Below are 25,941 nucleotides of genomic sequence, written 5' to 3' on the forward strand. Positions count from 1 at the left end.
ATTAGTTCTTCTAGAAACTCACTTTTTTTTAGCATCTTTATATCATCTAAAAATTTATAAATGTCTTCTAATAAAAGAATTTCTCGTGCTTTTAAAAATGCTAAAAGAATTTGTTTTAATACAGATTCTAAATTTGTGTTTTTTAGTGATTCTCATAGAGGTAACAATGGCTTTGCAGACGATTTTGCTAGAAATAGAAACATGTTTAAGCATGCTTTAGAACATTACTACACTAACAATTTTACTTATATAGAATTAGGTGATGGCGACGAATTATGGGAAAACAGACGTTTTGAAAGAATTTTTAGAGCAAATAAACACATTTACATGTTGCTTAAAAAGTTTAATGATGACAATAGGTTACATTTTATTTGGGGAAACCATGACATGAAATACAAAAACCCAGCAACAATTCGTAAGAATTTACATTATTATTACGACTCTGTAACAGATACACAAAAAGAGCTACTAATTGGTGCCTCTTTTTCTGAAGCGATCTTTCTAGAAGATGAAAATAGCGGAAAAGGAATTTTTTTATTACACGGACATCAAGCAGATTGGTTTAATTATGTTTTTTGGAGATTGAGCAGTTTTTTAGTAAAAACACTATGGAAACCATTACAAATTCTAGGTTTTTCAGACCCTACAAGTCCGGCTCAAAATTTTAAAGAACGTATAAAAGTAGAGCACAAACTAGAAAAATGGATTATGGAAAATAATAATCAAATGATGATTACCGGGCACACACATAGGCCACGTTTTCCAGATAAAAGTGAAATCCCTTTTTTTAATGATGGTAGCTGCGTACATCCAAGATCTATAACGGGTATAGAAATAGAAAACAACGAAATTACACTTATAAAGTGGCACATAATAACCAACAATAATGGCACAATGCAAATAAAAAGAACCATTTTAGAAGGGCCAGAAAACTTAACACATTATATAAATTAATTTGATTTGTTTCACGAATACAAATACGGCACTTTATTTCTCTTCTATTGATGAAATTCCGTCTGAAATCTTAAAAGAATTAGGTTGTTTAGACAACTTATATTTTAATCCAAAGTTTTTAAAATCTTTAGAGATAAATCATCCAAAAATTACATTTTCTTATATTATTTTAGTTGATAATTTAAAAAACCCTATTGCTTTTGCTAGTTTAAAAATAGTAGATTTTCACTTAAAATCTATAAAAGATAATTTTGATTTTTTAAAGAATATTGGCAGAAAACTGCATCTTTTTCCTGAAACAAAACCTTTAAAACTGTTAATATGTGGTAATACATTTGTTAGCGGAGAACACGGTGTGTTCATCAAAAATAATCAAGATAAAAAAGCTGTAGTTAAAGAACTAGCTGCTAGTATTTATCACTTTGTAAATTCTGATAAAAAATTAAAAAAACAAATTGATGCTTTTTTAATAAAAGACTTTGTCGATGCTTCTATAAACATAACAAACAAGTTAAAATTATACAATTACCATCCTTTTTCAGTAGAACCAAATATGGTTTTAAAATTAGATACAAATTGGTTAAATTTTGATGATTATTTAGCTTCATTAAAAACAAAGTTTAGAGTAAAAGCAAAAAAAGCTTTTAAACAGAGTAAAGAATTGGTAATTGAAGATGTTACGCTTGCATCCATAGAAAATATTTTACCTAAAATAAAATCTTTGTATACCAAAGTAGCTACCAATGCTAGTTTTAATTTGGTAGATTTTAATTTAGAAACTTATATAAGTTTAAAAGAAAAACTAGGTGAAAATTATATTTTAAAAACCTATTGTTTAAACGGCGAAGTGGTTGGTTTTATATCTGGTGTTATTAATAAAAATGCTTTAGATGCACATTTTGTTGGTATCGATTATCAATTAAATAGAGCGTATGCTATTTACCAAAGAATGCTTTATAATTATATAGAAATTGCCATAAAACATAATTTAAACACTATTAATTACGGACGAACAGCAAGCGAGATTAAAAGTTCTGTAGGCGCAACACCCCAAAATTTAACAATGTATCTTCGTCATAAGAAAACTATTAAAAACAAAATTTTAAAGTTATTTTTGCAAAGAGTTCAACCAACACCGTTTCAACAAAAATTTCCTTTTAAAAAACAAAGTTAAATGCAAACTATACAAGAATTAATAAAACTTTTAAATCTAGAAAAAGTAGGCGAAAATATATTTAGCGGTAATAGTTATACTATTGGTAGCCCACAAGTTTTTGGCGGACAAGTTTTGGCACAAGCCGTTAATGCTGCACATAGAACAATTCCAGAAAACAGATTTTTACATTCTTTACATGGTTATTTTTTAGAAGCAGGAGATTTAAATGTTCCTATTAATTATAAAGTTGAAGAAGTTAGAAATGGCGGAAGCTTTTCTACAAGAAGAGTAACTGCAATACAACATGATAAAACGATATTTATACTTGCAGCTTCTTTTCATCAGCAAGAAGATGGTTTTGAGCATCAAGCTAATTTTGATAAAGACATAAAACAACCCGAAGAACTTTTAAGTTGGGATGATATGTTGGTGAAATTTGAAGATTTCTTACCAAAATCTACTAAAGAATTTTTAAACGTTAAAAGACCAATAGAGTTTAAACCAGTTAGAGTTCCAAATCCTTTAGATCCAAAAAACTTACCACCTACAGAGCAAGTTTGGTTTCGCTTAAAAGGTGAACCGCAAAACTTAGATTTTAGAACAAAACTAGAAATTCTTACATATATTTCTGATTATAACATACTTAATGCTGCTTTTAATCCAAATGCAAGCAAGTATAATTTTGGGAATACGCAAACTGCAAGTTTAGATCATTCTATGTGGTTTTTTAGAGATTTTGACTTTAACGATTGGATGCTTTTTACTGCAGAATCACCAAATGCTTTTGGCGCTAGAGGTTTATCTAGAGGAAATATTTTTACAAGAGACGGTAAATTAATAGCATCTTTTGCACAAGAAGGATTGTTAAGACCTAAAAAGAAAAAATAATTATGAACGATGCTTTATTATACATATTAACAACCAACGGTTTACTGTTTTTATTAAGTATAATTTTTTGGAAATTTCCACCCAAAAAAATTAATAGTATTTACGGCTATAAAACACCTAAAGCGATGCAAAATCAGCAAATTTGGGATTTTGCAAACAGTACTTTTAATAGAAGTCTGTTAATTTACGCAGGTTTGTCTTTTATTGCTTGTTTAGCTTTTACCACTTTATTAAACGCTAATTTAACTTGGCAACCAATGGCTTTTGTATTTTTATCTGTAATTGTAAGTATCGTAAAAACAGAAAAAGCTTTAAACGAAAACTTTACGGATGAAGGAAAAAAGAAAAAGCTTAAAAAGTAGCCATTAAAGAAATTGATAAGTTTCTACCAGGAGAAGCAACACCAGAAGCAAATTCTATATAATGTTCGTCTAATAAATTATCTAATCTTGCTTGTACAGATACATTATTATTAACTGCATATCTACCATTTAAGCCTAAAGTAGCCCAACTTGGTGTACCAAAGTAAATATCTGTTGCTGTAGCACCGTTTTCGTTAACAATTGGTGTTAAATCGTGGTTATCGATACCTTCTGTAATATTAAAATCTTCTATATCTTTTTTGGCATTGAATCTAACAGCTGCACCTAATTCTATTTTATTTACTTTATAGTTTACACCAAATTGACCAAATAACGGCGGAATAGAAGACATTGGTTCTTCTGTATCGTAGGTACGTCCTTTAGTATAAGTAATAAAACCTGTTGTATTCCAAACATCAGAAATTTTACCTAAATAGTTTGCTGTAAACCCAGTAATATAAGCGGTTTCTTTATTTTGATTAGAAACAGCGTTCCCAAATTCGCCATCAAACTCTACTTGTTGTACACTACCATCTGTGTTGTAAACAAAATCTCTTTGAATATAATTATCTAATAATGTGTAATAGATATTTGCACCAAATCGAAATCTTTTGTTATTAAAGTATTTTTGAATACCTAGTTCTGCACTGTACGCATATTCTGGTGTAACATTGATATTTGGTACTGTAACATTGCCAGATTTTTCTCTAACTCTACCAACATCATCTATGTTTGGTGATCTAAAACCAGATGATAAAACGCTATTTATTTGCCAATTTTTATTGGGTTTAAAAACGTAACCTAAAGTTGCCGTAACTGCAGAATGATTTGCTTCGATATCTGTATCTGTTAGCTGAATAAATGTTTGATCTATCCATTTTGCTTCTAAATGAGTGTTTGTAAATCTTAAGCCAGAGTTTAAAGTAGATTTAGCACTAAGATCTTGTCTATAATCAACATAAACAGCAGAACTCAAATAACTACTTCCACCATCAGGATAACGAGATTGTACTTTAAAATTGTTAGAAAAACCATTAATTTGATTGTTTTCTATATTTAATTCTCTTCCGTAAGAATTTGAACCGACGTCGTTATAAGCCAATTCAAAACCATAAGAAAGTGTTCTTTTTTTATCTTCTGTTAAAGACACAGAAAAATCTCCATTCAAACTAAAAACATCTACAGATTCTTCTCTATAAGAACGCTCTAAACTACCAAATTTTCTTTGAATTCTACTTTCTTGCAGGTTTTGATACGCTGCAGTAACAACTCCTTTTTCTAACCAATTTTTGTTGGTATCAAATAATAATTGAGACGAAATTAACAATCGTTCTTGCGGACCATAATACCATTCTGCAAATTTTAACGTTCCGCCACTTAATTCTGTTAACCTGTCAAACCTTGGTATATCTGATGTAGTAGAGTATTGTAAATTAATTTTTAAATCTGCGTTTTTATTTAAAGGCACAAAAAACTTCTGCAAAACATCTGTTTGATTGTAGCCTGTATTTCTTTGCAAATTTGGATCTAAATTTGGTGTAGGATTCTCTTTATAATTTCCGTTAATATTTTCAGAATAAAAGAATACTTTTCCCCAATCATCAAAACCATGCCTTCTATTTTCACCAGCTTTTAAATCGCCAAAATCACTATAAGAAACACTCGTTAAAGAAGCCCAATTTTTATTTCTAATTTCTGCAGTAACATTTGTAGTAATTTCATGATTAACAGTAGAAAACCTAGAAAAAAACTGACTTTTAACTTCTTTTTCTTCTGATAACTTTGGTGTTTTTGTATAATAATGAATAACACCTCCTAAAGCATCTGAACCGTAAAGAACAGAGGATGGCCCAAATACTACTTCTGTTTTATCTAAAATATTTGGTGTAACCGTAATAGAACTTTGTAAATGTCCTTTTCTATAAATTGCATTATTCATTCTAACACCATCTACAACTAATAAAACGCGATTAGATTCCATACCTCTAATTACCGGACTTCCGCCACCAAATTGAGATTTCTGAACTTTTATACCGGGTATTGTTGCCAATAAATCTGCAGAAGTTTGTGGTGATACATTTTGAATATCTTTAGTATTTAAAACTGCAACCTGTTCTGCTATCCTGTATGCTTTTTCTTCTTTTTTAAATAATGAAAGTACAACTTCATCTAACTGCTCTGATTCTTTTGCTAAAGAAATAACATAATTCTTGCTCTTTAACAGAGATTTTTTTACTCTTAAAACAGCGTATGCTAAGTGAGAGAAAACAACATATTCGTTCTTTTTAAAATCAGAAACATCTACCAAACCAAACTTATTTGTGGTTAAATTAATTGTTTGGTTATCATTAAAAACACTAACATTTTTAACAATTTTACCTGTTTGCTTGTCTAAAACTTTAACTTCTTGTGCATAAGTTATGCCTGCGACAAAAAAAACGATTGTAAGTAAAAATTTCTTCATTAATTAAAAACTGCTTCTAAAATTTGTAATGATTTAGGTTTTTTAAAACCATCCAAATGTAATTCAAAATATCTTATTATGGTTTTTAACACCATTTGTCTTTCATTTTTACTGAAAGATACGTTTTCTATACTATCAAAATTTATGCCTAACAGCTTTTTAAATTGATAAAATTCGTTACCAGAAATAACATTAGCGTCAAGCGTTGATTCTGAGAAACTTCCGTTTAATAAATCGAAGCCAAATAAAGAATCATTTGTAGTATCAGGATAAAAGCCTAAAAAACGAGAAGCGTTTAAAAGAAAAAGTAAATGAAAATTGGCAATTTTATCATGAGAATCTAACCAATTTAATCCTGCTTCTAAATAATTGTAAAAAGATGTATTACTTTCTTCTTCTTGAATACTGTTAGACAACACTTCAGAAATAAACAATACAACAGATTGTTTAACTATATCTCTGTAAATAGAAGTATACGGATTTAAAACCTGCACTTCTTTAAGTGTATTTAAAGTACTTTTATTATTATGATTTGCTACAATTGTTAATTGTGTTAAAGGTTGAAAGTAAGCAACTTTAATTCCGCCTTTTTTTGCTTTTAAAATCCCTTTGATAATGTACGATTTTACACCATCTTCATACGTAAAACATTTAACTATTAAACTGGTATCGCTATATTTTAAACTACTTAAAACAATAGCTTTTGTTTTAATTGCAGCCATTATTAGTTTACAATTGCTATTTTGGTTATTGATGTTTCTGATGCATCATCATTAGAAAGTAGCACAATGTAAATACCAGAAGCAACTTTTCTACCAGATAAATTTTCTTTGTTCCAAACTACCTTACCACCTTGAAGCTCTTGCCCTTCTACAACATTAGTTTCATAAACCAAATTACCTGCTACATCTACAATTTTAACATTTGTACCCTTTGGTAAATGTGTACCATTTCTGCCATCTATTGTTACAGTTTCATGATTTTTTAAGGCAGGATTTGGATACGCATAAACTTCACCTAAAACATCACCAAAAGGCGCAACTTTACTGTTGTAAGCCACAATACCTTTATCTGTTGCAAAATATACTTTACCCGTAGAAGTGTCTACGCTAATTTTTAATATTCGGTTAGATGGTAAAGGTGAATTTTGCTTACTAAAATTAGCCAATGTTGTTTGCCCGCTTGGGTTTGTGTAAATTACGCCTCCGTTATCAGTTCCAATCCATTTATTATCTGCTCCATCAACAGAAATACTATTAATTGCTTGATCTCCTCCTAATTTTTTAGGGATTCCGTCATCTAAAATAATTACAGGATTTGCATTGGTAACTGTTTCTTCGAAAACTGCAGATGCATTAGAATAAACTACCAAACCAGATTTTGTACCCAACCAAACTCTATTGCTTTTATCTACAGCAACAGTAACTACAGAAGCGTCTGGTAAATTACCCAAATTAGGTGTTGCTATTAAAGATTTTTTTCGATTTCCGTTTTCATTAAACACAAAAACTCCGTTATTTCTAGAACCATACCAAATACTGTTGTTTCTATCTATTGCCATTTCACTTAAACCAAATGCAGCATTGGTTTTTACAGAACTCATATCAAAACTAGACCATTGCCCATTGGTAGATAATTTTTTAAGTTCGTTTGGCACACCAATATTTGTTACCCATAAATTACCTTGGCTATCTATTGCAGAACCAACAACTCTAATAGTTACTCTGTTAGGATCTAATGCTTCTATATCTTCTAACGGACTATTTAATTGATTGTAAAACGTAGTAATTTCATCATTTTCTACAACCATTAAACCACCAGTAGCAACAGTATTTGTATTACTTGTATCGCCTAAAGAACTTATATAAACTTTATTTTCTTGGTTAGGGTCTATTGTAACATAACTTAAATCTGTTACCGGAAAACTAGAACTGTAGTTGGTATTCAACCAATTTTCTCCGTTAAAATGACTAAATCCTGCTTTGTTAAAAGTTGGCCCATACACAGAATTATAACCTCCGTAAACAATCCATAAATTATTATTTGCAGAAGCTATTGAAAAAGCATTGTTTGCTAACGGACCTTCTGGATGAATTTCTAAATAATTATTAGGGTTAGAAATATTTGATATCAAAACACCAAACTCTTTGGTTGCGATATAAGCCAAATTGTTTTCAAAAAAACTAGTGTTTACACTGTAATCTAAACTAGAATTTGCACTAAAAGTTACCTGAGTTCCCATAGTTGCATTTAATACGACAACACTTTTACTTAAAGCAATATTTAAATGTGTTTCTGATGCTTTTGTTGCTAAAATATTTTCTGAAAAACTTCGTATTTGATTTAAAGCATTACCATCATATGCATATAAATTTCTATTTTCTGATACATACAAGTTATTTAAAAATGAGATCGATTTAAAACTTCTGCCATCAAATTGCTGCTCCCAATTATTATAATCTATTAATAAAGTACTGTTAACATCAGCTTTAAAAATACCAGAATCTGTTGCTGCGTAAATAACATCATTATTTACTAATGTTTCATTAATTTTTACTGATGTAGAATTGTTACCTATAAAATAAGTATCGCCAAATTCTAACTTTTCTATATCATACACTACAATGGCAAAAGGTGTTGCTAAAAAAAGTTTATTACCGTGTTCTGATATATGATTGATACTTTTTTCTCCAGATTGACTAAAATTAACAATGTCTGATGAAATTGTAATAGAACCATCATTATCTACAACTTCTACCAAACCATTTTCGTAACCAATAATTAATCTTTGATACGTTTTATTATAATAAATTGATGTTGTATTCTCACCAGATAAACCTTGTACAGAAGATAGTTTATCAATATCGCCAGTTAAAACATTGTAGGTAAAAACAGCATTATCTGCCAATGCATAAATTACATTATCTACCTTTGTAAAATCTTTAACATTATTGTACGAATAAAAATCTTCCCAAGAATCACTGTAATCTGTTTGAGAAAATATTATCGAAGAGATAATGAATATATAAAGAGTTACTATTTTTTTCATGAAGATAAAATTATTAATCAAAGATATTTATTTATTGTTACAATAACGCTAAAACACATTACATTAGTACAAAATACAGCACGTTTTATGAGTATAGAAATAGAAAGAAAGTTTTTGGTAAAAAACTTAAACTTTAAAACAGAAAGTTTCGAAAAAAAATATATTAAACAAGGGTATCTAAATTCTGATAAAAACCGAGCCGTAAGAGTTAGAATTGCAGACGACAAAGCTTTTTTAACAATCAAAGGAAAATCTAACTTAGAAGGCACCACAAGATTTGAATGGGAAAAAGAAATTGATGTAAAAGAAGCCGAAAATTTATTTCTATTATGCGAACCAGGCATTATAGAAAAGCATAGATATTTGATTTCTTACAAATCTTTAACTTTTGAAGTAGATGAATTTAATGGCGACAATAAAGGTTTGATTATTGCTGAAGTAGAACTAACTTCTGAAAATCAAAAAATTGAAAAACCAAATTGGTTGGGTAAAGAAGTTACAGGAGACGTAAAATACTATAACTCAAATATTAGCAAATTTCCTTTTAAAAATTGGATATAAAAAAACCTCGAACTTGCTGTTCGAGGAAATTTAATAAACCTACCCCCTAAATAAATTTATAAATACTCAAAAATCCATTAACAAATGTTAATTTTTTTGAGAGCGACACAAAATTAAAGTTTTTTTTAACATTTAACAAAATAATTACCTTTTTTTAAGGATTTGTCATTAAACCATAAAAAAAACAAAACTAAACAACTGTAAAGCACCCATTTATTAAGTTATCAATAAATTAAACTAATATTTATAATAGATTATATATTGCTAAAAAATGACAAAAACTTCCTATTAAAACAAATAAATGGAAAATTGCATGATTATACGGCATCTTTCTAATGGAATATAAAACTGCACCAATGCTATAAGAAATACCCCCATAAAAAAGAAAATTTAAACTAAACGAAGACAAACTATCTATTAAAGGCGAAATAAAAAAAACTACTTGCCACCCCATAAGTAAATACATTGCGGTAGATAATTTATCAAATTTACCTGTAAAAAATAATTTGAGTATGATACCAATCAACGCAAAAACCCAAACAAATATAGCCATGTAATTACCTAATGAAGAATCTAAACCTACCAAGCAAAAAGGTGTGTAACTTCCGGCAATTAATACATAAATAGCAGCATGGTCAAATATATTTAAACGCCTTCTTTTTTTTGGATCTTTTGCTGCATGATAAAAAGTAGATGCGGCATACAACAATATCATGCTTACACCATAAATTATAAAACTTGTAGGTTTCCAAAAACCATCATATTCAAATGCTTTTAAAATCAAAAAAGGAAAAGCAATTATACTTAATACCAAACCGAATCCGTGAGACCAAATATTTAGTTTTTCTTCGGTACTTGTATAAATAGGATTTAATTTTTCGCTCATATTTTTCTATTTGTATCTTTCATATATTTTTTATCAGCCTGCAAAGCTTCAAAAATAATATCAAAGGTTTTATTTTTCAAAACCTTCATATCTTCTAACACATTTAAACCTTTTGTTTCTATAAATTTAAACTGATGAACCCTTAAAACACCAGGCCTTCCTTTAAAAATATCCCAAGAAAAAAAACGCTTACAATCGTAATATACTTGCGGTACAATTGGTATTTCAAACTCGATAGCCAAACTAAATGCACCTTTTTTAAATGGTGCTAAAACAACATCTTCTTCAGGTACTAATCCTTCAGGAAAAATAGCCATACTTACACCGTTTTGTAGTCTTTTTTTAGCCATTTCGAAAACTCTTTTTCTACTTTCTACGCTAGATCTATCTACCATTATAACGGTTCTTTTATAGAAAAAACCAAATACTGGTATTTTAACCAATTCTTTTTTACCTACAAAAACAATGGGCCTTTTACTTAATACTATCAATACAAAAGGATCTAATAAAGAGGCATGGTTAGGACAAAACATATAGCTTTTATCAACGTCTATTTTTTCATCCGCAGTAAAATCTATACGAAAACCCATTCCGTAAATTAAAATCTTAGAAATTAACCTAGCAAACTTCCAGAATATAGAATAATGTTCTTCTTTAAATGTAAAAATCAATAAAAAAGGAAAGAAAATTAAAAGTGAAACAAACATTAAAATGTAGAACCACAAACGCCAAATAAATAATAACGGAATCTTAAATAATTTCATATCAATCAAAAATACTAATATTCTTTTTGTTTATTGATTATCCTTACCAAAACCTTATTTTTGTTTTTTTAAAGAAGAATTATAAGTATTAAAACATACAATTAATGTCAAGAATTTTAACAGGTGTACAAAGTACAGGTACCCCGCACTTAGGTAATTTATTAGGAGCTATTTTACCTGCAGTAGAAATGGCTAACAACCCAGAAAACGAAGCTTATTTATTTATTGCAGATATGCATTCTTTAACGCAAATTAAAAACGGAGAAGAATTAAGAGAAAACACTTATAGTACTGCTGCTACTTGGCTTGCTTGTGGTTTAGATATTAATAAAACTGTTTTTTATAGACAAAGTGACATACCACAAACTACAGAATTAACTTGGTATTTAAGTTGTTATTTTCCTTTTCAGAGATTAACTCTAGCACATAGTTTTAAAGATAAATCTGATAGGTTAGAAGATGTTAATGCTGGTTTATTTACATACCCAATGTTAATGGCTGCAGATATTTTATTATATGATGCAGAAGTTGTGCCTGTTGGTAAAGATCAATTACAACATTTAGAAATTACAAGAGATGTTGCTAGTAGAATGAACAATATTATTGGAGAAACGTTTGTTTTACCGAAAGCAAAAATACAAGAGCACACAAAATTAGTACCAGGAATTGATGGTGAAAAAATGAGTAAGTCTCGAAATAATACTATCAATATCTTTTTAACTGATAAGAAATTACGCAAGCAAATTATGGGTATAAAAACCGATAGTTTAGCTTTAGAAGATCCTAAAAACCCAGATACAGATAACGTTTTTGCTTTGTACAAGTTATTAGCTTCTGATGCTCAAATTGCAGAAATGAGAGCTAATTATGAAGGTGGGAATTATGGTTACGGGCACGCAAAACAAGCTTTATACGAACTTATTTTAGAAAAATTTGCGACAGTAAGAGAACGTTACCATCATTATATGAATAACAAAAATGAAATTGATGATGCATTACGCATTGGAGCAGAAAAAGCAACAAAAACTGCAAATGACGTTCTTAAAAGAGTAAGACAAAAAATAGGGTACTAAGCTACTTTACTTTTATATATAATTAAAAAAATCCCTTAACAGAATTTGTTAAGGGATTTTTTAGTCTATAAACTAAGTATCGTTATTTTATTTTCATTGATTTTGCAATTGCCTCTAACTCGAATATAAAAGCTCTTTTATTAACAGAAGGCGCATATGTAAATCCTTCGAAAACTACAACCCTATTATTCTTTTTATCAATTACAGAATAATTTAAAAAAGGACCAGCCATAAAATCGTTTTTTACTTCCCATTTACCTCTCGTTTCAAAAGTTTTTTTACCATCTAGAACCATTTCAGAAGTAAAAGGAGTATACGCTTCTTCTGTAATCATATGCATGGTTTCTTCATTTGTACCCGGTATGTACTTCTCTCCTATTTGGTTTCTAACGTTTACAATATTTTCTGCTACCTTATCTTCATCTTCTAGAGGCACACTGTACACTAAAATATTATTACTTCCTGTTTTTGCAATACCACTTAATAAATGCTGTCTAAGCCATAAAAAGTCTCCTGTATCATCTACTTTATTATAATTATCTGGTGCCGTAAAAGTAATACCCAAGTTTTTTACAGTTTCAAATTGAGATTCATCTAGTTTTTTCTTTTCAAAAATCTTTTGAGTCATTTTGATATCAGAATCTATAAAAGCATCCATAATTTCTTTCTTATGCTCATTAAAAACTTTACTTATACTTGCATCATCTGTACCATACACATACACAATTATTTGTGGTTGTGCATATACATTTCTTTTAATATAAAATTCTTCTTTTTCACCTTCTCCAATAATCATGATGTTTCTAGAAACTTTCATCATGCTACCAAAACCATTTGGCGCAATTTGAGACACAGAAAGAATAGGTTCTGCCTGTGGCAAACCCACTAAAATTTCACCAAAAGAATTTCTTATTTCAGAGCCTAAATCTCCGTTCCAATCACTGGCTTTTGTTACAACTAAAACTTTGTTTACTTTTCCTAAAGAATCTCTAAGTACATATTTGTCTGTACCTTTACAAGAAACTAAAACTAATGCGGTTACAAATAGTATTAATACTTTTTTCATAATTAACTTTTATAGATTTTAAGTTTGGTTCCGGGTTTAATACTTTTTGCACTCCAAATATCATTCCATTTTTTAATTTCATCTACAGAAACATTTTTAAACTTTCTAGAAATCGTCCATAGTGAATCGCCTTTTTGCACTGTATACAAGTCGTAAGCACCTTTTTTATTACTTTTTATATTTTTTTGGGTTGATGAAACTTTTACAGAAGATTTTGGTATCGCCAATTTCTTTGGATAAATACTTAAACGTTGCCCTATTTTTAATCTGCTATTTTTTAATCTGTTCCAACTTTTAATTTCACTAATTCTAACACCAAATTTATTAGCTATTTTACCTAAAAAATCTCCACTTTTTACTTTGTAACGAATACGTTTATCCATCTCAAAATACTTAGGTAAAGGCTTTTCTCTTTTAGAAGCATCTTCTGCTGCTAAAGTGTAAATTACATTTTCATTTTCTATAAAATTAAAGGCATTCTTTCTTGGTAAACGAATTGCATAATTTTTTCCTTCTACAAAAGGAATAATATCTAACTTATAAGCCGGATTTAAAAACTGAATTAACTCTGAACTTATACCGGTAGTTTCTGAAACATGATCGAAACTAATTGTCTTTTTTATTTGAATTGTATCGGTTTCGAAATGACGAATTTGAGGTGGTGCCGCAATTAAATTATGTTCTTTTTGATATTCGAACAAATACATTGTTGCATAAAAAGCAGGCACATAACTTGCTGTTTCTTGTGGTAAAAACGGGCGAATATTCCAATAATTTCTATAACCACCAGAACGCTTAATAGCTTTTGCTACATTACCAGGACCAGAATTGTATGCCGCCAAAGCCAAATCCCAATCACCAAAAATAGTATACAAATTAGATAAATATTTGCAAGCCGCAATAGTTGCTCTAACCGGATCTTGGCGCTCGTCTACATAAGAACTAACTTTTAAATTGTATTGTACACCTGTTGTGTACATAAATTGCCATAAACCTGTTGCACCAACTCTAGATTTAGCCGTAGGATCTAAAGCAGATTCTACAATTGCCAAATACTTCATTTCTAAAGGAACATCGAACTGGTCTAAATATCGCTCGAACATCGGAAAATAATATTCTGCTTTCGCCATTAAAGCAGGATAATATCTTTTTCTATGTTTTAAATAAGACTTAATCACCTTTTCTAAAGCAGGATTATACGCAATATGAAATGGTGTTTTGGCATTTATTTTTTGTAATCTTTCTTTTAAAACTTCTGTAGTTAAAGCAACATTAGAAACGTCTTTATTTTCTATATCTTTTATAATATATGTTGATGTTTCGTATAACGGAGACTTGTATTTAGAATCCATTAACAAACTGTCTATCAGAACAATATCATAATCAGAAAATAAATCTGCTTTTGTTATTTTTTTGTAAGTTGAGTCTTTTGGTGATTGTGCAAAAACACTTGTTGCTATAAAAAATACTACTAAAAAATTTCTCATTAAAATTCTATAAATCTAATTCTACTGCGATTGGGCAATGGTCGGAATGTTTGGCTTCTGATAAAATATAAGCTCTAGAAATCTTATCTTTTAAAGGTGCTGTAACCATTGCATAGTCTAAACGCCAACCTTTATTGTTTGCTCTTGAATTTGCTCTATAACTCCACCAAGAATATTGTTGTTTCTCTGGATTTAAATAACGAAAACTATCTATAAAACCATTATCGATAAAATTACCTAACCAAGTTCTTTCTTCTGGTAAAAACCCAGAAACACCTTTCATTTTAGGATTGTGAATATCAATTTCCTCGTGACAAATATTATAATCACCACAGATAACTAGATTTGGTATTTCTTGTTTTAAATTTTGAAGATACTCATGAATTTCATCCATGTAATTAAACTTATAACTAAGTCTATCAGAATTTGTACCAGATGGCAAATACATACTCATTACAGAAACATCATCAAAATCTACTCGAAGATTTCTTCCTTCAAAATCCATGGTTTCTATACCAGTACCATATTCTATATGATTTGGTTTTTCTTTACAAAGAATTGCTACTGAAGAATATCCTTTTTTTTGAGCTGAAAACCAATAATGGTATTTGTAACCTGCATCTTCAAAAACAGACAAATCTAATTGTTCTTTATGTGCTTTTGTTTCTTGAATACAAAGTACATCTGGTTGCGCTGCTTCTAACCATTCTATAAAACCCTTTTTTAAAGCGGCTCTAATTCCGTTTACGTTATAAGATATTATCTTCATTTTTATATCTTTCTATAGTTTTTTATTCACTACCTTTTTAGAAAACAACCACTTAATTTGCTCTTCTGGACCATGTTGCTTTTCTACAATTACAACTTTCGGAGATAATAAAAACGCTAGTAAAACAGCAATCGAAGTACTTAAAACGATGTTATCTAATTTAAAAAGCTTTTCTAAAACCAGCATAAAAACAACCATTAATAATGGATTTATCAACCAATATAATTTTTTAAATAAAATCATGTTCTATTTTAGTAAAAAGGTTATTGTTCTATCTAAATATTCATTTCCGGAATTTCTCCGTTTACAACCAAAGTACCTTCTGTAGCATTTTGTATTTCTTCTACAGAAACTCCTGGTGCTCTTTCTAAAAGATGAAATGCATTATCTTTTACCTCTAAAACCGCCAAATTAGTTACCACTTTAGTAACACAACCTACGCCTGTTAATGGTAAAGAACATTTTGTTAAAATTTTAGATTCACCACGTTTATTAGAATGCATCATGGCTACAATAATGTTTTCTGCAGATGCTACTAAATCCATTGCACCACCCATTCCTTTTACCATTTTTCCTGGAATTTTCCAGTTGGCAATATCACCGTTTTCTGCAACTTCCATAGCACCAAGAATTGTTAAATCTACATGTTTACCTCTAATCATAGAGAAACTAGTTGCAGAATCAAAAAAACTTGCTCCTGGCAATGTGGTTATTGTTTGTTTACCTGCGTTTATAATATCTGCATCTTCTTCACCTTCAAAAGGAAAAGGTCCCATACCTAAAACTCCATTTTCAGATTGAAATTCTACTTCGATATCTTCTCTAACATAATTGGCAACTAACGTTGGAATACCAATACCTAAATTAACGTAAAATCCGTCTTGAACTTCTTGTGCGATTCTTTTCGCAATTCCGTTTTTATCTAACATAATTAGCTTCTTTGTCTTACAGTTCGTTGTTCAATTCTTTTCTCGTAATCTTTTCCTTCAAAAATTCTTTGTACAAAAATTCCTGGAATATGAATATTGTTTGGATCTAACTCACCAACTTCTACCAACTCTTCTACTTCTGCAACAGTAATTGTAGCTGCACCACACATATTTGGGTTAAAGTTTCTAGAGGTTCCTTTAAACACAAGATTACCTGCTGCATCACCTTTCCAAGCTTTTACAAAAGCAAAATCTGCTTTAAAAGCGGGTTCTAGAACATACATTTTACCATCAAATTCTCTTGTTTCTTTACCTTCTGCTACTTCTGTACCGTAACCTGCTGGCGTATAAAATGCCGGAAAACCTGCTTGTGCAGCTCTACATTTTTCTGCTAAAGTTCCTTGCGGCGTTAATTCTACTTCCAATTCACCAGACAACATTTGTCTTTCGAACTCGTCGTTTTCGCCAACGTAAGAAGAAATCATCTTTTTTATTTGTTTATTTTGAAGTAATAAACCCAAACCAAAATCATCTACACCAGCATTGTTAGAAATACATGTAACATCTCTAACATTTAATTTTACCAATTCTGAAATTGCATTTTCTGGAATACCACACAAACCAAAACCACCTAACATAAAGGTCATTTTGTCTTTAACACCTTGTAAGGCTTCTTGTACATTTTTAACTTTTTTATTAATCATAAAATTAAATTTTATAAGTTATTGTTTTGAATATTGATAAGAATAAAAATTAAAAGTCTGTATCTTCTTGTGGCACAACCTCTTCTTCTTTATTATCCTTATCATCTGTATCTTCTTCGCAATTGATATTTATCGATAAGTTTTCTGGCTTATCAAATTCTGCTTTACTAATTTTTAAACTTTTATCAGCATAACATTTTTGCATAAATAAAGCCCAAGAAGGTAAAGACATAGTTGCTCCTTGGCCATAACCAATACCAGGAAAATGCGTAGATCTATCCTCTCCACCAGTCCAAACTCCAGTTGCCAAATTTGGCACAACACCCATAAACCAACCATCTGATTGATTCTGAGTTGTACCCGTTTTACCTGCAATTGCATTCGTAAATTTATATGGAAAACCCGTTACAATTTTTGGATAAGCTGTATAGCCCGAACGTAATCTTGCACCAGAACCAGATTGAGTTACACCTTCTAAAAGATTTAAAACAACATAAGAAGATTCTTCACTTAAAACTTCTTGTGTTTTTGGTGTAAATTCTTCTAAAACTGTTCCGTTTTTATCTTCTATTCTTGTAATAATCATAGGGCTAACGCGCAAACCTCTATTTGCAAAAGTAGAATAAGCACTAACCATTTCTAATAATGATAAATCTACAGCACCTAAAGCAATAGAAGGATTTGCCGGTATATCAGTTTCGATACCCGCAGACTTTGCCAATCGAACAACATTTTCTGGTGAAACCATATCTACTAATCTGGCAGACATTGTATTTACAGAACCTGCTAAACCTTCTTTAAGCGTTAACATTCCGCCATACTTAGAGTTAGAATTCTCTGGTGTATAAGCTTCTGGAATTCCGTATTTTCCTTGCGGAATCGTATAAGGAATATTAGGAAACTCTGTACATGGTGACAATTTTAATTGATTAATTGCAGTTGCGTATACAAATGGCTTAAAGGTAGAACCTACTTGCCTTTTTTGTTGTTCTACTGCATCAAACTTAAAGTGTTTATAATTTACGCCACCAACCCAAGCTTTAATGTGCCCTGTTTGTGGTTCTATTGATAATAAACCAGAACGTAAAAAGTATTTATAATATTTAATTGAATCGTTTGGAGACATAATTGTATCAATATCTCCTTTATAAGAAAACACTTTCATTGCCGTTTTTTTCTTAAAAACTTCATCTATATATTTAGAGGATTTTCCAGCTTTTTTTAATCGCTTATATCTTTCAGAGTTTTTCTTAGCTCTGTTTAAAATTCCGGCAACTTGGCTTTTTTCAATATCTAGAAAAGGAGCCGTTTTATTATTTTTCTGTTCTTTAAAAAAGTATTTCTGCAAATTTGCCATATGCTCATTTACGGCTTCTTCGGCATACTGTTGCATTCTAGAATCTAAAGTTACATAGATTTTTAAACCATCCTCAAAAATATTATACTCCTCTCCGTTAGGTTTTGGGTGTTCTTTTACCCATTTACGCATCACTTTTTGTAAGTGTCCTCTAAAATAAGTGGCGTAACCATCACTATGACTTTCTGGAGTAAAGTTAATTTTTAAAGGTAATTTTTGCAATGAATCTTTTTCTTCTTCTGTGATAAAACTATTTTTATACATCTGAGCAAAAACCACATTTCTTCTATTTAAAGATTTCTTTTTTGAGATTTCTCTATACGGATTGTATTGTCTCGGATTTTTTAACATCGCAACAATAATTGCTGCTTCTTGTAAATCTAAATCTTTAGCTTCTTTACCAAAATAAATTCTTGAAGCAGATCTAATACCTACTGCTCTAAAAATAAAATCTTGTGTATTTAAGTACCTTGCAATTATTTCTTGCTTTGTGTATTGGCGTTCTAATTTGATGGCAACAATCCATTCTTTTGCTTTCTGTATAACTCTTTTTATTTTGTTACCAGAAGCTCTTTTGGTAAATAAATTTTTAGCCAGTTGTTGTGTAATTGTACTAGCACCACCGCCAGCGCCTAACTTTACTACAGCTCTTGCTGTTCCTCTAAAATCAATACCAGAATGTTCGTAAAAACGCTCGTCTTCTGTAGCAACTAATGCATTCACCAAATTTGTTGGCAACTCTTTAAAAGTAATTGGCGTTCTGTTTTCTGTTGCATATTTTCCTATTGTTTTACCATCAATAGAAATAACTTCTGTTGCTAAATTGGTCTGCGGGTTTTCTAATTCTTCAAAAGATGGTAAAGCATCAAAAGGATCCCAGGCTGTATACAAAAACAACAATAAGATTAGTGTAAAACCTCCTAAAACAATTCCCCAAAACCATTTTAAATATTTTTTAAAACTTGTAGTTTCTTTTTTTGCCATTATTCATTAATTTTTTCAATAGTTAAACCAACGTCTAAAATTCCTTTTAAATTTTTAATCTCGTTAATTTCTCCGTTTTTTCGCATTGCTTGTTTTACACTTAAAACGTAATTTCCAGAAGTAGGAAAAACTTTTTCTTCTTTATAAAATAATTTATTTTCTTTGATACTAGAAAACCCACTACCTAAAAACACCCCTTTTTCATCTGCCATTTCATATTGCAACGTATCTATAATTGTTGTGTTATTCGGAAATTTTAAAGTTGTTATTATAAACAAATTACTGTATTCGTATTCATTATTATTTCTAATATTGATAAACAAATTTTTTGGTCGAATCGTATCTTTAACTTCAAAATTAAACGTTAAATCTTGGTTCGATTTCCAAGAACCATCTTCTAATGTTTTATATTGATTAAACTCGGATACGTCTTGACAAGAAATCATCAAAAAGAAAAAACCTACAAAAAGTAACATTTTATTTTTCTGAATCGTTTCCATTCTTGGGCGTATTGTTTTTACGATTTCTATTATTTCTTCTTGGTTTGTTTGGCGTTTTACCTTCTACCTTTGGTTTGTTTGTATTTGCATTCGCTTTTGCAACAGGTTTTGTAGCATCTGTATTTTTAGCAACAGGTTTTTGTCTTGGCTTTGGTTTCTGCTTTGGTTTATTTTGTTTTTGCTGCCCTTGTGCTTGCCCTTGTTGTTGTGGCTTATTTTTTTGTGATTGCCTGTTTCCTTTTTTTGCGACAGGCTTAGCTTGTGGTTTCTTTCTAACGTTTGGCTTTTGTTGCGTTGTGCTTGCCGCAGCTGCAACAGGTTTTTTCTTTTTCTTGTTTCTGTTATTTCTTCTTCTTTTGCTCGTTTTTGGCACATCAAACCTTGTTAAACTATCTTGCCCAACAGCATCTTCAAAATCTACTTTTACAGGAATTTCTACATCAGATTCATATTCTTCTAACGTAGCAGATTTTTCGTTATTTTTATTTAAATCTATAATTTCTAAGACTTGATCTAAAGTTAAACGAAACCACTTAAAACGTTCTTCTTTATAAGTGTACCAAAGATGTCCTTTAAAAATATCCATCTTTACAAAAACGGCATCTCCTTTTTCTGTCTTTAAAACTACATCTTGTTTCGGAAACGCTTTTAAGGCATCTAAATACGTGTCTAATTCAAAGTTTAAACAGCATTTTAATTTTCCACATTGTCCTGCTAACTTTAGCGGATTTAAAGATAATTGCTGATAACGCGCTGCAGATGTTGTTACTTTTCTAAAATCTGTTAACCAAGTAGAACAACACAACTCTCTACCACAAGAACCAACACCACCAAGTCTTGCTGCTTCTTGTCTTGCACCAACTTGTTTCATTTCTACACGAATAGAAAATGCACTTGCCAAATCTCTAATTAGTTGTCTAAAATCTACTCTTGCGTCTGCTGTATAGTAAAATGTTGCTTTGTTACCATCTCCTTGATATTCTACATCAGACAGTTTCATTTGCAAACCTAAGCGACCTAAGATTTCTCTTCCTCTTCTTTGAGTTTCTTCTTCTTTACCTCTTGCTTGTTGCCAAATATCGATATCTCTTTGACTTGCTTTTCTGTAGATTTTTTTAACGTCTTCGTGATCTGCGGTAATTTTGCGCTTTTTCATTTGCACTTTCACCAATTCTCCGGCTAAAGAAACGGTACCAATATCGTGTCCAGGATTTCCTTCTACAGCAACAATATCTCCCATTGTTATGGGTAAGTTATCTACATTTTTATAAAAATGTTTTCTTCCGTTTTTAAAACGGACTTCAAAAATATTAAAACGTTCTTGCCCGGTTGGTAACGTCATGTTAGAAAGCCAATCGAAAACAGCTAATTTATTACTACCACTTCCGCAGGTTCCACTACCACAATTACCATTACTCTTACATCCTTTTGGTACACCATTTTCTGTTGTACCGCAACTTCCACATGCCATGTGATTTATATTTTATAATTTTTAACTCTTAGTAATTAAACGTTTTACATCAAAAAACCTCTTTAAATTACATAAAAATTAAGAATCTTTAAGTTCATAATTCTGATTATCAAGCAAGTATAAAAACACCACTTAATTTTGTCTAATTCGTAAATATACGCATTCTTAAAGAATGAAAAAATAGCTTTTTATAAGTTTAAGAGAACTGATATTTAATTTTAAAACGAAATTACTATAAACAGTAGCTTTAATTTCTCTGTTATTAGAATTTGTAGGTAAATAATTAGTAAGCGTGTAATTTAATTTCACTGATAATCTTTTTTGAATTCAGATATATTTTAAAATTTAATCCATAAAAAAAGCTCTCAAAAATTGAGAGCTTTCAAATATCGTTTTTAAATTTACTTCTTAAACTTTAATTTCTCAGAACGTCCTTTTTTAAAGATTTTGTTGCTATTTCCCTTCCCTTTTCGAAGTTCTTTTTGTTCTTCGTAAGATAACTGAATAATTTCTTGACAATCTGTAGAACAGGTGTTTTCCATCTTTTCTGAACATTCATCACATTGTATAAATAATAAATGACATGCTTCGTTTGCGCAGTTTGTATGCTCGTCGCACGCTTTACCACACTGGTGACAATTAGAAATTACATCATCTGTAATACGTTCTGCTCTTCTATGATCGAATACAAAGTTTTTACCAATAAATTTATTTTCAATTCCTTCTTCTTTTACCTGACGCGTATATTCTATAATTCCGCCTTCTAATTGAAATACGTTTTTAAAACCTTTGTGTTTGTAATATGCAGATGCTTTTTCGCAACGTATACCGCCGGTACAATACATCAATAAATTCTTGTCTTCTTTATTGTCTTTTAAATCTTCTTCTATAATGTCTAAAGAATCTCTAAAAGTATCTACATCTGGCGTTACAGCACCATCAAAATGTCCAATTTCACTTTCGTAATGATTACGCATATCTACACAAATCGTGTTTGGATTTGCCAACATTTCATTAAATTCTTTGGCATTTAAGTGTACTCCTTTGTTAGTTACATCAAAAGTCTCATCATTCAATCCATCGGCAACAATTTTGTTTCTAACTTTCACTTTTAATTTTAAAAACGATTTATTATCTTGCTCTACCGCAACATTTAAACGTATGTCTTTTAAAAATGAAATACTATCTAATTGTTCTTTTAAAGCATAAAAATTTTCTGATGGTACCGATAATTGTGCATTGATACCTTCGTAAGAAACATAAATTCTACCAAGAACATCTAAAGCGTTCCATTCTAAAAATAATTTATCTCTAAATAATTGTGGATTTTCTATCTTGAAGTATTGATAGAATGATATTGTAAGACGGTCTTTACCAGCCTCATCTATTAATGCAGCGCGTTCTTTTGCGCTTAACTTATTGTACAGTTGCATGCTATACTTTTTAGGTTAAACTATATATTTTTGCAAAGTTAGTTTTTTAAACAGTCATTTCAAAACAAAGAATGTAATAGAAAAGACCAATTGTATGCAAATAGTTTAGCCCTGATAGAGCGGTCTGTTTGAGCTCTTTTTTGCTTTTTCTGCAAAAAAAGCGAGTAGCGAAAGCAGGAAATAGCTTCAAAATTAACTTGTAAATATAATTTTATATCAATTTGTTTAATTTTAAACAAGAGAAATTATATTGGTAAATTTTTATTAAAAGAATGGCTGGTTACTAATTTGTTAGCATATTTGTAGTATCATAAAAATTATTAAATAGAAATACCGATGAAAATAGCTGTAGTTGGAGCAACTGGAATGGTTGGAACTGTAATGTTACAAGTTTTAGAAGAACGTAATTTACCTATAACTGAGTTAATACCTGTAGCATCTGAAAGATCTGCCGGTAAAAAATTATCTTATAAAGGCAAAGAATATACTATTGTAACCTTAGCAGATGCTGTGAGTTTAAAACCAGATGTGGCTTTATTTTCTGCCGGTGGCGATACTTCTTTAGAATGGGCACCAAAATTTGCAGAAGTTGGTACAACGGTTATAGATAATTCTTCTGCTTGGAGAATGGATCCGACAAAGAAATTAGTAGTTCCAGAAATTAATGGTGATGTTTTAACTGCGGATGATAAAATTATTGCTAATCCAAACTGTTCTACAATACAATTGGTAATGGCTTTAGCGCCGTTACACTCTAAATATACCATGAAACGTGTTGTAATTTCTACGTATCAATCTGTTTCTGGTACTGGTGTAAAAGCGGTACAACAACTAGATAATGAAGAGGCTGGCGTAGACGGAGAAATGGCGTATCCGCATAAAATTGGTAGAAACGCTTTACCACATTGCGATATTTTCTTAGACAACGGCTACACTAAAGAAGAAATGAAATTGGTTAAAGAACCTAAGAAAATTTTACGTGATGATTCTTTTTCTGTAACTGCAACCGCGGTTCGTATTCCTACTGCTGGTGGGCATTCTGAAGCTGTTAACGTGCAGTTTGAAAATGATTTCGATTTAACAGAAGTTAGAACAATTTTAAGCGAAACTCCTGGTGTTATTGTAGAAGATGATTTGGCTAACAACGTATATCCGATGCCAATTAATGCACATAATAAAGATGAAGTTTTTGTTGGTAGAATTAGAAGAGACGAATCTCAAGAAAATACCTTAAATTTGTGGATTGTTGCAGATAACCTTAGAAAAGGTGCTGCTACCAACACAGTTCAAATTGCCGAATATTTAATTGCAAATAATTTGGTATAAAACATATTTAAATGGCAACATTTTACAAAGTAAACATACAAGAAGTAAAACAAGAAACCGCAAATGCGGTTTCTGTTTTATTAGAAATACCTCAACATTTAAAAGACAATTTTAATTTTGTTGCAGGTCAATATATTACGTTACAAAAAGTAATAAATGGTGAAGAAGTTAGAAGAGCATATTCTATCTGCTCTACACCAAAAAGCGGAGAAATTAGAGTTGCAATTAAAGCAGTAGAAAATGGTGTTTTTTCTAAATATGCAACTTCTGAATTAAAAGCTGGTGATGAAATTGAAGTTTCTGAACCAGAAGGTCGTTTTCTTTTAAATACAGAAGCAAATAAAAACTATATTGGTTTTGCTGCAGGTTCTGGTATTACACCAATTTTATCGATGGTAAAATCGGTTTTAGAAGAAGAAAACACTTCTAATTTCACTTTAGTTTATGGTAATAAATCTATTGCAGACACTATCTTTTTTGACGAATTAAATGATTTAAAAGATACGTATTCAGAACGTTTAAAGCTGCATTTTATTTATAGTAGAGAAAACGTTAAAAATGGTTTACGTGGTAGAATAGACGAAAACGTAACAAAGTATTTTGTTAAAAACATGTACAAAGAAACTAGTTTTGATGCTGCTTTTTTATGCGGACCAGAACAAATGATAGAAGAAGTTTCTAAAACTCTAGCTGCAAATAAAATTAGTAAAGAAAATATTCATTTCGAATTATTTACAACTTCTATTGATAAAGAAGCTGCTGCAGAAATTAAAGAGGGCGTTACAGAAGTTAAAGTTCTTTTAGACGATGAAGAAACTACTTTTTCTATGCAACAAACAGACGATCTTTTAGCGGCAAGTTTACGCAATAACTTAGACGCACCTTACTCTTGTCAGGGTGGTGTTTGTAGTTCTTGTATGTGTAAAGTTACCGAAGGAAAAGCTGTAATGGTAAAAAACTCTATACTTACAGATAGTGAAATTGAAGAAGGTTTAGTTTTAGCATGTCAAGCATATCCAACAACACCAAAAATTACAATTGACTTTGATGATGTTTAAATTTCCGTATTTTTGCCAATATGGATATTTACGACTTTAAAAATGCTTTTTTAATAGGTTTTTTCATGGCTTTCATGATAGGACCTGTTTTTTTTATGTTAATACAAACTAGTATTTTAAAAGGCGCTAGAGCTGCAATTGTTTTTGATTTAGGTGTTATTTTAGGCGATTTATCCTTTATTCTAATTGCTTACTACGGAAGTAGATCTCTGCTAGAAAAAATTAAAGACGATCCGCGATTGTTCTTTCTTGGTGGCTTGGTACTTATAATTTATGGTTTAATTACGTATTTAGAAAAAGAGAACAAAAAAGAAGCATTAGAATCTGCTAAAATTGTAGATGTACCCATAAAAAACAACTACTTAAAATTATTTTTTAAAGGATTCTTTTTAAACTTTATAAACGTTGGTGTTTTAGCTTTTTGGTTAGGTACTGTTCTTGTAATTGGACCTACCTTAAAAATGGATCAAAATGCTATATTTTGGTACTTTGGTACTGTTTTAATAGGTTATTTTGTAACCGATTTAGGTAAGATTTTTTTAGCAAAACAATTAAAATCTAAAATGACACCACAAGTAATTTTTAGAGTGAAAAAAATTATGGGAATTATATTGATAATTTGCGGTGTATTCTTAATGCTAAAAGGTTTTATACCAAATGATAGAATTGAAGATTTTATAAACTAGATAACAATAAAAAA

Annotated in this window: 24 protein-coding genes; 9 read left to right on the top strand and 15 right to left on the bottom strand. The window is 30.3% G+C overall.

Features of this window, described 5'->3' with window-relative positions:
• Positions 1-60 precede the first annotated feature (60 nt).
• From BXQ17_RS09275 to BXQ17_RS09290, 4 genes are read left to right on the top strand one after another with little or no spacing between them, the layout of a single operon-like run.
• Positions 61-954, top strand: coding sequence for a metallophosphoesterase (locus BXQ17_RS09275; protein WP_077810377.1), 894 nt, complete (start codon positions 61-63; stop codon positions 952-954).
• A gap of 1 nt (position 955) precedes the next feature.
• The gene (locus BXQ17_RS09280; RefSeq protein WP_254712358.1) at positions 956-2,128 is read left to right on the top strand and encodes a peptidogalycan biosysnthesis protein; all 1,173 of its coding nucleotides are present in this window, start codon (positions 956-958) and stop codon (positions 2,126-2,128) included.
• Complete coding sequence (locus tag BXQ17_RS09285) at positions 2,129-2,998, top strand: acyl-CoA thioesterase II (protein WP_077810378.1); 870 nt, start codon at positions 2,129-2,131, stop codon at positions 2,996-2,998. It abuts the gene before it with no gap.
• A gap of 2 nt (positions 2,999-3,000) precedes the next feature.
• Positions 3,001-3,360, top strand: a complete 360-nt coding sequence (locus tag BXQ17_RS09290; protein ID WP_077810379.1) for an SdpI family protein — start codon at positions 3,001-3,003, stop codon at positions 3,358-3,360.
• Here the strand turns inward: BXQ17_RS09290 and BXQ17_RS09295 are convergent.
• The 3 genes from BXQ17_RS09295 to BXQ17_RS09305 are packed head-to-tail and all read right to left on the bottom strand — an operon-like array spanning position 3,350 to position 8,873.
• On the bottom strand, positions 3,350-5,824 hold the full coding sequence (locus BXQ17_RS09295) for a TonB-dependent siderophore receptor (protein ID WP_077810380.1): 2,475 nt from the start codon (positions 5,822-5,824) through the stop codon (positions 3,350-3,352). The genes BXQ17_RS09290 and BXQ17_RS09295 overlap by 11 nt on opposite strands.
• Positions 5,824-6,546, bottom strand: a complete 723-nt coding sequence (recO, locus tag BXQ17_RS09300) for a DNA repair protein RecO (RefSeq protein ID WP_077810381.1) — start codon at positions 6,544-6,546, stop codon at positions 5,824-5,826. The genes BXQ17_RS09295 and recO overlap by 1 nt, the downstream gene beginning before the upstream one ends.
• A 2-nt stretch (positions 6,547-6,548) precedes the next feature.
• Complete coding sequence (locus BXQ17_RS09305; RefSeq protein ID WP_077810382.1) at positions 6,549-8,873, bottom strand: hypothetical protein; 2,325 nt, start codon at positions 8,871-8,873, stop codon at positions 6,549-6,551.
• Positions 8,874-8,960: 87 nt separating this feature from the next.
• On the opposite strand from BXQ17_RS09305, the gene BXQ17_RS09310 reads away from it, so the two are divergent.
• Positions 8,961-9,434, top strand: a complete 474-nt coding sequence (locus BXQ17_RS09310; protein ID WP_077811396.1) for a CYTH domain-containing protein — start codon at positions 8,961-8,963, stop codon at positions 9,432-9,434.
• A gap of 244 nt (positions 9,435-9,678) precedes the next feature.
• Here the strand turns inward: BXQ17_RS09310 and BXQ17_RS09315 are convergent, their stop codons facing one another.
• A complete protein-coding gene (locus BXQ17_RS09315; protein ID WP_077810383.1) occupies positions 9,679-10,320 on the bottom strand; it encodes a hemolysin III family protein in 642 nt (213 codons plus the stop codon).
• Positions 10,317-11,084, bottom strand: a complete 768-nt coding sequence (locus BXQ17_RS09320) for a 1-acyl-sn-glycerol-3-phosphate acyltransferase (protein ID WP_077810384.1) — start codon at positions 11,082-11,084, stop codon at positions 10,317-10,319. The genes BXQ17_RS09315 and BXQ17_RS09320 overlap by 4 nt, the downstream gene beginning before the upstream one ends.
• Before the next feature lie 104 nt (positions 11,085-11,188).
• On the opposite strand from BXQ17_RS09320, the gene trpS reads away from it, so the two are divergent.
• Entirely contained in the window at positions 11,189-12,157 is a 969-nt protein-coding gene (gene trpS, locus BXQ17_RS09325; RefSeq protein ID WP_077810385.1) for a tryptophan--tRNA ligase, read from the top strand.
• 82 nt (positions 12,158-12,239) lie between these two features.
• Here trpS and BXQ17_RS09330 read toward each other — a convergent pair whose 3' ends face one another.
• The 10 genes from BXQ17_RS09330 to BXQ17_RS09375 all read right to left on the bottom strand — a co-directional run bounded on the left by BXQ17_RS09330 (position 12,240) and on the right by BXQ17_RS09375 (position 22,857).
• Positions 12,240-13,223, bottom strand: coding sequence for a DUF4837 family protein (locus BXQ17_RS09330; protein WP_077810386.1), 984 nt, complete (start codon positions 13,221-13,223; stop codon positions 12,240-12,242).
• 2 nt (positions 13,224-13,225) lie between these two features.
• Positions 13,226-14,710 carry a lytic transglycosylase domain-containing protein gene (locus tag BXQ17_RS09335; protein WP_077810387.1) on the bottom strand — a complete coding sequence of 495 codons (1,485 nt, stop codon included), beginning with the start codon at positions 14,708-14,710 and terminating at the stop codon, positions 13,226-13,228.
• Positions 14,711-14,717: 7 nt separating this feature from the next.
• Entirely contained in the window at positions 14,718-15,479 is a 762-nt protein-coding gene (locus BXQ17_RS09340; RefSeq protein ID WP_077810388.1) for an exodeoxyribonuclease III, read from the bottom strand.
• A gap of 12 nt (positions 15,480-15,491) precedes the next feature.
• A complete protein-coding gene (locus tag BXQ17_RS09345; protein WP_077810389.1) occupies positions 15,492-15,722 on the bottom strand; it encodes a hypothetical protein in 231 nt (76 codons plus the stop codon).
• A gap of 32 nt (positions 15,723-15,754) precedes the next feature.
• Positions 15,755-16,408: a CoA transferase subunit B gene (locus BXQ17_RS09350; protein ID WP_077810390.1), complete on the bottom strand. Its 654-nt coding sequence runs from the start codon at positions 16,406-16,408 to the stop codon at positions 15,755-15,757.
• Between the two features lie 2 nt (positions 16,409-16,410).
• Complete coding sequence (locus BXQ17_RS09355; protein ID WP_077810391.1) at positions 16,411-17,112, bottom strand: CoA transferase subunit A; 702 nt, start codon at positions 17,110-17,112, stop codon at positions 16,411-16,413.
• Positions 17,113-17,161: 49 nt separating this feature from the next.
• Positions 17,162-19,453 carry a penicillin-binding protein 1A gene (locus BXQ17_RS09360; protein ID WP_077810392.1) on the bottom strand — a complete coding sequence of 764 codons (2,292 nt, stop codon included), beginning with the start codon at positions 19,451-19,453 and terminating at the stop codon, positions 17,162-17,164.
• Entirely contained in the window at positions 19,453-19,953 is a 501-nt protein-coding gene (locus BXQ17_RS09365; RefSeq protein WP_077810393.1) for a gliding motility lipoprotein GldH, read from the bottom strand. The genes BXQ17_RS09360 and BXQ17_RS09365 overlap by 1 nt, the downstream gene beginning before the upstream one ends.
• Positions 19,931-21,424: a regulatory iron-sulfur-containing complex subunit RicT gene (locus BXQ17_RS09370; protein WP_077810394.1), complete on the bottom strand. Its 1,494-nt coding sequence runs from the start codon at positions 21,422-21,424 to the stop codon at positions 19,931-19,933. The genes BXQ17_RS09365 and BXQ17_RS09370 overlap by 23 nt, the downstream gene beginning before the upstream one ends.
• 401 nt (positions 21,425-21,825) lie before the next feature.
• Positions 21,826-22,857 carry a rhodanese-related sulfurtransferase gene (locus BXQ17_RS09375; protein ID WP_077810395.1) on the bottom strand — a complete coding sequence of 344 codons (1,032 nt, stop codon included), beginning with the start codon at positions 22,855-22,857 and terminating at the stop codon, positions 21,826-21,828.
• A gap of 336 nt (positions 22,858-23,193) precedes the next feature.
• On the opposite strand from BXQ17_RS09375, the gene BXQ17_RS09380 reads away from it, so the two are divergent.
• Genes BXQ17_RS09380 through BXQ17_RS09390 form a run of 3 tightly spaced genes read left to right on the top strand, consistent with a single transcriptional unit; the run spans position 23,194 to position 25,927 of the window.
• Positions 23,194-24,183: an aspartate-semialdehyde dehydrogenase gene (locus tag BXQ17_RS09380; protein ID WP_077810396.1), complete on the top strand. Its 990-nt coding sequence runs from the start codon at positions 23,194-23,196 to the stop codon at positions 24,181-24,183.
• Positions 24,184-24,194: 11 nt separating this feature from the next.
• Complete coding sequence (locus BXQ17_RS09385; protein ID WP_077810397.1) at positions 24,195-25,241, top strand: ferredoxin--NADP reductase; 1,047 nt, start codon at positions 24,195-24,197, stop codon at positions 25,239-25,241.
• A gap of 20 nt (positions 25,242-25,261) precedes the next feature.
• Complete coding sequence (locus BXQ17_RS09390) at positions 25,262-25,927, top strand: LysE family translocator (RefSeq protein WP_077810398.1); 666 nt, start codon at positions 25,262-25,264, stop codon at positions 25,925-25,927.
• Positions 25,928-25,941 lie beyond the last annotated feature (14 nt).

Source organism: Polaribacter sp. BM10 (assembly GCF_002005425.1).
GTDB lineage: Bacteria > Bacteroidota > Bacteroidia > Flavobacteriales > Flavobacteriaceae > Polaribacter > Polaribacter marinaquae.

What these genes read in the sequence shown, in the direction of transcription:
- BXQ17_RS09360 (WP_077810392.1), bottom strand. Translation starts at nt 19,453, where the DNA reads ATGGCAAAAAAAGAAACTACAAGTTTTAAAAAATATTTAAAATGGTTT.
- BXQ17_RS09275 (WP_077810377.1), top strand. Translation starts at nt 61, where the DNA reads ATGTCTTCTAATAAAAGAATTTCTCGTGCTTTTAAAAATGCTAAAAGA.
- BXQ17_RS09370 (WP_077810394.1), bottom strand. Translation starts at nt 21,424, where the DNA reads ATGGCATGTGGAAGTTGCGGTACAACAGAAAATGGTGTACCAAAAGGA.
- BXQ17_RS09385 (WP_077810397.1), top strand. Translation starts at nt 24,195, where the DNA reads ATGGCAACATTTTACAAAGTAAACATACAAGAAGTAAAACAAGAAACC.
- BXQ17_RS09390 (WP_077810398.1), top strand. Translation starts at nt 25,262, where the DNA reads ATGGATATTTACGACTTTAAAAATGCTTTTTTAATAGGTTTTTTCATG.
- BXQ17_RS09330 (WP_077810386.1), bottom strand. Translation starts at nt 13,223, where the DNA reads ATGAAAAAAGTATTAATACTATTTGTAACCGCATTAGTTTTAGTTTCT.
- BXQ17_RS09350 (WP_077810390.1), bottom strand. Translation starts at nt 16,408, where the DNA reads ATGTTAGATAAAAACGGAATTGCGAAAAGAATCGCACAAGAAGTTCAA.
- BXQ17_RS09290 (WP_077810379.1), top strand. Translation starts at nt 3,001, where the DNA reads ATGAACGATGCTTTATTATACATATTAACAACCAACGGTTTACTGTTT.
- BXQ17_RS09335 (WP_077810387.1), bottom strand. Translation starts at nt 14,710, where the DNA reads ATGAGAAATTTTTTAGTAGTATTTTTTATAGCAACAAGTGTTTTTGCA.
- BXQ17_RS09340 (WP_077810388.1), bottom strand. Translation starts at nt 15,479, where the DNA reads ATGAAGATAATATCTTATAACGTAAACGGAATTAGAGCCGCTTTAAAA.
- BXQ17_RS09285 (WP_077810378.1), top strand. Translation starts at nt 2,129, where the DNA reads ATGCAAACTATACAAGAATTAATAAAACTTTTAAATCTAGAAAAAGTA.
- trpS (WP_077810385.1), top strand. Translation starts at nt 11,189, where the DNA reads ATGTCAAGAATTTTAACAGGTGTACAAAGTACAGGTACCCCGCACTTA.
- BXQ17_RS09305 (WP_077810382.1), bottom strand. Translation starts at nt 8,873, where the DNA reads ATGAAAAAAATAGTAACTCTTTATATATTCATTATCTCTTCGATAATA.
- BXQ17_RS09345 (WP_077810389.1), bottom strand. Translation starts at nt 15,722, where the DNA reads ATGATTTTATTTAAAAAATTATATTGGTTGATAAATCCATTATTAATG.
- BXQ17_RS09320 (WP_077810384.1), bottom strand. Translation starts at nt 11,084, where the DNA reads ATGAAATTATTTAAGATTCCGTTATTATTTATTTGGCGTTTGTGGTTC.
- BXQ17_RS09355 (WP_077810391.1), bottom strand. Translation starts at nt 17,112, where the DNA reads ATGATTAATAAAAAAGTTAAAAATGTACAAGAAGCCTTACAAGGTGTT.
- BXQ17_RS09310 (WP_077811396.1), top strand. Translation starts at nt 8,961, where the DNA reads ATGAGTATAGAAATAGAAAGAAAGTTTTTGGTAAAAAACTTAAACTTT.
- BXQ17_RS09295 (WP_077810380.1), bottom strand. Translation starts at nt 5,824, where the DNA reads ATGAAGAAATTTTTACTTACAATCGTTTTTTTTGTCGCAGGCATAACT.
- recO (WP_077810381.1), bottom strand. Translation starts at nt 6,546, where the DNA reads ATGGCTGCAATTAAAACAAAAGCTATTGTTTTAAGTAGTTTAAAATAT.
- BXQ17_RS09380 (WP_077810396.1), top strand. Translation starts at nt 23,194, where the DNA reads ATGAAAATAGCTGTAGTTGGAGCAACTGGAATGGTTGGAACTGTAATG.
- BXQ17_RS09315 (WP_077810383.1), bottom strand. Translation starts at nt 10,320, where the DNA reads ATGAGCGAAAAATTAAATCCTATTTATACAAGTACCGAAGAAAAACTA.
- BXQ17_RS09365 (WP_077810393.1), bottom strand. Translation starts at nt 19,953, where the DNA reads ATGGAAACGATTCAGAAAAATAAAATGTTACTTTTTGTAGGTTTTTTC.
- BXQ17_RS09375 (WP_077810395.1), bottom strand. Translation starts at nt 22,857, where the DNA reads ATGCAACTGTACAATAAGTTAAGCGCAAAAGAACGCGCTGCATTAATA.